Genomic DNA, 5,254 nt, shown 5'->3' with positions numbered 1-5,254 from the left:
GAGAAAATTGTGTTCATCGTTCAGATCTACAATGGTGAAAAGCTCCAGCAGCACTTTGGAAAAGTTCAGAATGCCTTCATCCGGGCAGTAGATGCCCGTAATATTGAAATGGCACGATTCGATCTTTCTGGCGGACCCGCCTTCGCCAGCCAGCGCTCCATGGTTTTTGCCGAGCTGATACGCGAGGCTACAGGCTGGAAACTCAGGGCAATTGGTGAGCCTTCAGAATCAGATTCGTTTGTCTCGCACCTGAGGAATTACATGTGATGCGCCGCCTGCCTGTTTACCTTGTTATCGACACATCCGGGTCGATGCGCGGTGAGTCCATCCATTCCGTTAACGTTGGAATTCAGGCGATGCTTAGCGCTCTTCGCCAGGATCCCTACGCCCTCGAAAGCGTTCATATCTCCATTATCACCTATGACAATGGGGCGCGTGAGTTCATTCCTCTCACGCCGCTGGAAGACTTCCAGTTTTCTGACATCGTTGTGCCAAGCGCAGGCGGGACGTTCACCGGTGCTGCCCTTGAATGTCTGATGCAGTGTGTTGAACGGGATGTACGTCGCTCAGATGGTGATACAAAAGGAGACTGGCGTCCTCTGGTATTCCTGATGACTGATGGAACCCCTTCTGATGCCCTGGCGTACGGTGAAGCGGTAAAAGCGATTCGCGGCCGGGGATTCGGATCCATCATTGCCTGCGCCGTTGGTCCTAAAGCAGGCCATGAGCACTTAAAACAGCTCACCGATAAGGTTGTGTCTCTGGAGACGCTAGATTCAACCGCGTTTGCAGGTTTCTTTAAATGGGTATCGGCCAGCGTGTCTTCCGGCAGCACAAGCGCGGGGATCAATAACGGAACTGATACCCTTCCCCCTCCTCCACCAGAAATCCAGCTGGTGCTCTGACAGACAGAAAGGTGCTGCTTTCCGGGCAGCACCTTTCTGTACAGCAACGTTTTCTGCTGGCCGTACCAGCCGTACGAGGAAAATTATGAGACGCCTTCCCGTGTTTTTTGTCCTGGACTGTTCAGAGTCCATGATTGGTGAAAACCTGAAAAAAATGACTGATGGTCTGCAAATGATCGTCGGAGATTTAAGAAAGGATCCACACGCACTTGAAACAGCCTGGGTTTCGGTAATCGCATTTGCCGGTGTAGCCCGTACGATTGTACCTCTTCACGAAATTGCCTCGTTCTACCCTCCCCGCCTTCCCGTTGGCGGCGGTACGAGCCTTGGGGCCGCATTGCGTGAGCTGACCGTACAAATTGATACCCAGGTCAGAAAAACCACTCATGAGGCTAAAGGCGACTGGAAACCCGTCGTGTATCTCCTTACCGACGGACGTCCGACTGACGACACAACCGCAGAAGTGAAGCGCTGGAAGGATCACTACGCGAGTAAAGTGAATCTCATTGCCGTTGGCCTGGGGCCGTCAGCGGACCTGAATACCCTGCGGCAACTGACAGAGAATGTCATGCTGTTCACCGAGTCTCAGGAAGGGGACTTTACCCGCTTCATCAAATGGATCACAGCCTCGGTTACGGCGCACAGCCGCAGCGTCGGAGACGACAAACAACCTGAGCTCAGCCAGACTGAATACATAGTCCGGCTGGCCAAGGACGAGCCAGTAAAAGCGTACGACGAAAACTGCGTTACGCTTACCGGCCGTTGCAGCAAGACCCGTCGTCCGTATCTGATGAAGTATGAACGGCCACCAGCAAGGATTTCCGGGCTCGATTTCAGCCTGAACCTGAACAGCTTTAATATTGCCGGATGCTATCCCATCGATGAGGACTATTTTGCATGGTCAGATGCCACCGCTACCGGTTTGCAGGTAAACACCAGCGAACTGCATGGCGTACCGGGTTGCCCTCACTGCGGTAATGCCAGTGCGTTTGCCCTGTGCTCATGCGGAAAATTGCTGTGCATTGACGGCCCGGATGACGTGATCTGCCCGTGGTGTGAAACAGGCCTGTCATTCAGCAATGATGGCGGAAACACTAACTTCGACGTAAACAGAGGGAGAGGTTGATGTCGCAAAATGCTTTACTTGAAGAGAAGATTATCCGCTTAGTGCTGTCTGAGCTGGGCCACCCTGTAGAAGGTGAGCGGCTTTTTCTTCTATCGCACGACCCTTCCCTTACTGAAGAGATTATGCGGCTTAAAGAGCGGATTGAGAGCCTTGCACAGGGTTTATCTGCGCGGGTTAGCGAAGGTTATAACGACGCAGAGATCGCCCCCTCGTCAGCATCCAGCCTTTCCGATCAGCAACAAACGGTCGTAAGTGATGCAGATAACCCGGGCATTGACGCTACCGATACACCATTACTGCAACCCCTGCCAGAAAATGAACCTCATCCTCCGTTCTGGAAGCTGATGCCTTATTACGAATTTGATAAACCAGCACAGAGGGAAGACGAAAACCTGTCTTCCCTGGTATTAAAACCCGGGCAGATACCGACAGGCCAGCAGCGGGCCGGATTAGCTGTGCCACCTGCCGTTCCCCCGAGAGCTAAAATAGTTATTCCCAACGCCCGCGCAGGCGAACGTTTCTCTTCGCCGGTTGCTATAGTTCTGGATGAGGGCCAGCAGGCTACTGTCAGGGACGTTGTCTTTCCCAGGAACATTGGCCTGACCTTTGACAAAGAGCATAAGTTGCTGACAGGTACACCCACCGAAAGCGGCGATATAGAGCTTTCAGTACTCTGGTCATGCGCTTCGCACGACGAATGCGAAACAAAACAGCTTTTTATAGTCAATCCCGATCCGAGAAGCCTGTGGAAGGTGGTAGAGCCACCAGCAGGCGCTTCCTACCCTAAGTCCCATCTGGACGCTGCTGGCCTGGTCAAGGGTGACATACGTATTGCTGCCGCCAGTCGCCGGGGACGATCTCATGAGCATGCCGGGAGCTTCAGAGATGACGACTTCTATATCAACCACTGCCAGGAAACAGGATGGTCTGTCATGCTGGTCGCAGACGGGGCCGGTAGTGCGGTAAATTCCCGGGAAGGCTCCCGGATTGCAGTCCAAACGGCTGGCGATTACCTTTTCAATCAGCTCAGTGGTTTGAAAGGCGTCCATCTAAAGCAGCACATCACGGCGTGGGAAGGGAGCGATCAGCAGGCAACCATAAACGCCATGCTTCATCATTTTAAACAGGCAGCTACGCTCGCGGTCAACAGTATCCAGAACGAAGCCATTTGTGCAGAACAACCTGTGAAATCCTATTCAACAACCCTACTGGCAACTGTAGCGCTACGAACTGATAATGAGCTGTTTGCGGCTGCATTCTGGCTTGGTGATGGTGCGATAGGTGCATACAGCCCTTCCGGTAAAGTCAGGATACTGGGAAATCCCGATAGCGGAGAATACGCAGGACAAACCCGCTTTCTTGACCAGAGCATTATCGCAGACCCCTCGTTTAGCGGCCGCATCAGCGTGGGTAAATGGAATGATGTATCTCACTTGATCCTCATGACAGATGGCGTATCAGACCCTCTGTTTGAGACAGATAACGGGCTTCGCAGTGACGAAAAATGGACCCGTCTCCTTGATGAGCTCATCCCTGTCCTTACAGACGCCAGTATTGCGCCTGAGAGGTTAGGCGACTGGCTTAACTTTTTCTCCACAGGGAACCACGATGACCGCACTATTGCGGTGTTGTGGTAAGGCATACGCTTCTTCGGTGATCAATATGGCAAATATTGTTACGTGCAAAACAAAGGACGGCGAAACAGTCCAGTATGTTGACGAGGTAATTGGTTCGGGCTCGATGAAGGATGTTTACTTCTCGCCTGATAAATCATACGTCGTCGCTTTTTATCATAAACCGCAGAACGAGCAGGCCCGGGATCGGATTGATATGATCACCGGACGCTACAGGCAAAACATTTTTGGCCAGTCCGGAGGTGAATACTGGAAGGACCTGTTTTGCTGGCCGACCCACGTTGTTGAGCATGGGGATAAAATCGGCATCGTGGTTCCAACCTACAAAAGCTACTTTTTCTTTAAATACGGCTCTAAAAACGATGATTTTCTTGGCATAAAAGGCCGTGAAAAGGAAGGCAAATGGTTTGCCAGCGCCAGCAACCAGAATAAATTTCTCGACCCACGTGAACGAGGCAATACGCTTACCTATCTCAAGGTCTGTCTGCTGCTAACAAGAGCCGTCAGAAGGATGCATGCGGCAGGTCTCTGTCACAGCGATCTAAGCTATAAAAACGTGCTTATCGATCCAGAAATGGGACATGCCTGCATCATTGACGTAGACGGCCTGGTTGTCCCTGGAAAGTATCCTCCCGACGTCGTGGGCACCCCGGATTTTATCGCTCCGGAAGTGGTGAAAACCAGCCATCTTTCCAAAGAGGATCCGAACCGCGTATTGCCAAGCATTTCTACTGACCGTCATGCGCTGTCGGTGCTTATCTACATGTATCTGTTCTTCCGTCATCCGCTACGTGGCGGAAAAATACATGACATGTCGGATGAAGTACGTGATGAGACCTTATCTATGGGTGAGAAGGCACTCTTCATTGAACATCCGACAGACAAAAGCAATGCAGTCAAAGTCAGTCAGCTATCCTCCTTTTCACTGCCCTGGGCTGACCCGGAGAAAATTCCTTACACCATCATGGGCCCTTATCTGACGCCTTTGTTTGAACGCGCCTTTATTGATGGCTTACACGATGCCACTAAACGCCCGACCGCCGATGAGTGGGAAAGTGCCCTGGTTAAAACAGTCGATCTGATACAGCCCTGCCAGAACAAGGCGTGTGAACAGAAATGGTACGTTTTCTCAGGTAAGACAAAGCCGGTTTGTCCCTACTGCGGTACGCCATACAAGGGTAAATTACCGGTTCTAAATTTATATTCATCCCGAAAGGAAGGCAGTTATCGTCCTGACGATCACCGGTTGATGGTGTGGAGCGGGCAGTCAATCTATGCGTGGCATGTGAATCGCCTCATTGCGCCAAATGAGCGCACAACCGATGCACAAAGGAAACGAGTTGGGTATTTTGTTTTCCATAACGATCAGTGGTGGTTAGTAAATGAAGGCATAAATGGGCTTATGTCATTACCGGATAAACGACAGATTGCCATTGGTGAAAAAATTGAACTGACGAATAACGCTCAGTTTGTTCTGTCAAAGGAGGAAGGCGGCAGGCTAGTCGTCGTTCAGTTAGTAGAAAACTAACGTGAAGTGGTTTACTGAATTTGGCCACCTGAACAGAGGTGATATGCTCACCTCAGAACAA

At 51.3% G+C, this 5,254-nt stretch carries 5 protein-coding genes; all 5 read left to right on the top strand.

The annotated features are described in order from the left end of the window. Positions 1-267, top strand: a 267-nt coding sequence (locus ACOTYN_RS25640) for a TerD family protein (protein ID WP_421634793.1), incomplete at its 5' end; no start/stop codon positions are given. After that, positions 267-905 (top strand): vWA domain-containing protein, encoded by a 639-nt coding sequence (locus ACOTYN_RS25635; RefSeq protein ID WP_013087240.1) that lies wholly within the window; start codon positions 267-269, stop codon positions 903-905. The genes ACOTYN_RS25640 and ACOTYN_RS25635, both read left to right, overlap by 1 nt. Before the next feature lie 85 nt (positions 906-990). After that, a complete protein-coding gene (locus ACOTYN_RS25630) occupies positions 991-2,031 on the top strand; it encodes a TerY-C metal binding domain-containing protein (protein WP_045899550.1) in 1,041 nt (346 codons plus the stop codon). Further along, complete coding sequence (locus ACOTYN_RS25625) at positions 2,031-3,668, top strand: PP2C family serine/threonine-protein phosphatase (protein ID WP_063928008.1); 1,638 nt, start codon at positions 2,031-2,033, stop codon at positions 3,666-3,668. Before ACOTYN_RS25630 ends, ACOTYN_RS25625 begins: the two co-directional genes overlap by 1 nt. A gap of 25 nt (positions 3,669-3,693) precedes the next feature. Continuing rightward, on the top strand, positions 3,694-5,193 hold the full coding sequence (locus ACOTYN_RS25620) for a helix-hairpin-helix domain-containing protein (protein ID WP_032662300.1): 1,500 nt from the start codon (positions 3,694-3,696) through the stop codon (positions 5,191-5,193). The last annotated feature ends 61 nt before the right edge of the window (positions 5,194-5,254 follow it).

The organism is Enterobacter cloacae complex sp. IR5458 (assembly GCF_049238025.1).
Classification (GTDB): domain Bacteria; phylum Pseudomonadota; class Gammaproteobacteria; order Enterobacterales; family Enterobacteriaceae; genus Enterobacter; species Enterobacter kobei.
The sequence above is the reverse complement of the archived record's forward strand: the minus strand, read 5'-3'. Positions and strand labels throughout refer to the sequence as shown.

Excerpts from the sequence above, each read along its gene's own strand:
- ACOTYN_RS25635 (WP_013087240.1), top strand. The coding sequence starts at position 267 with ATGCGCCGCCTGCCTGTTTACCTTGTTATCGACACATCCGGGTCGATG.
- ACOTYN_RS25620 (WP_032662300.1), top strand. The coding sequence starts at position 3,694 with ATGGCAAATATTGTTACGTGCAAAACAAAGGACGGCGAAACAGTCCAG.
- ACOTYN_RS25625 (WP_063928008.1), top strand. The coding sequence starts at position 2,031 with ATGTCGCAAAATGCTTTACTTGAAGAGAAGATTATCCGCTTAGTGCTG.
- ACOTYN_RS25630 (WP_045899550.1), top strand. The coding sequence starts at position 991 with ATGAGACGCCTTCCCGTGTTTTTTGTCCTGGACTGTTCAGAGTCCATG.